We start from the raw sequence: 562 nt of genomic DNA, 5'->3' as shown, positions 1-562 counted from the left end.
AGATGCGGTGCTCGGTCAGGACGTCGCCGGTGGCGGCCAGTGCGTCCTGGGACTGCCTGTGCTGCAACGTGATCAGCACGAAGATCGCATCGAGCACCACGAGGTGCACAATGCGACTGGTCATGGTTTCGATCCGATAGGCGGTCTCCCGGCGGCTCTGTTGCGTTAGGCGGAGGCAAGACACGGTTGGCCTGCGTCGGGCGGGTGCTCAGATCGTCAGTGCGAGCTCAGTGAAGGCAGCTGTCTGAAGCTGTCCCGGTTCCGTTCACACAGCGGGTCTTTGACGGCTATGCGGCACTACTGTACCGGTTGAACCCTTCCTCGTGCTCGTGAGGGCTGACGTATCCGATGGTCGAATGACGGCGACGGTGGTTGTAGAAACCTTCGATGAAGTCGAACAGGGCGGCGCGGGCCTGGTTGTGGGCGGCGAAGTGTGTTCGGTCGAGGAGTTCGCATTCGAGGGTGGCGAAGAACGACTCGGTGACGGTTTGCGCGAAAGCCATGAAGATCGAGTTAAGTTTACGTATCGTGATGGGTACCCGCTCCACAGTGCGCATTCTGG

Annotated in this window: 1 protein-coding gene; it reads right to left on the bottom strand. The window is 60.5% G+C overall.

Going from position 1 to position 562, the window contains the following annotated elements; genetic code table 11:
• Positions 1–287: 287 nt before the first annotated feature.
• Positions 288–562: IS3 family transposase (locus DD1DGNOD_RS12515; protein ID WP_206443127.1), on the bottom strand; the 275-nt coding region annotated here is incomplete at its 5' end.

This window comes from Candidatus Protofrankia californiensis, assembly GCF_900634765.1.
Classification (GTDB): domain Bacteria; phylum Actinomycetota; class Actinomycetes; order Frankiales; family Frankiaceae; genus Protofrankia; species Protofrankia californiensis.
Note: the sequence above shows the minus strand (reverse complement) of the source record. Positions and strands in the feature narration are given on the sequence as shown.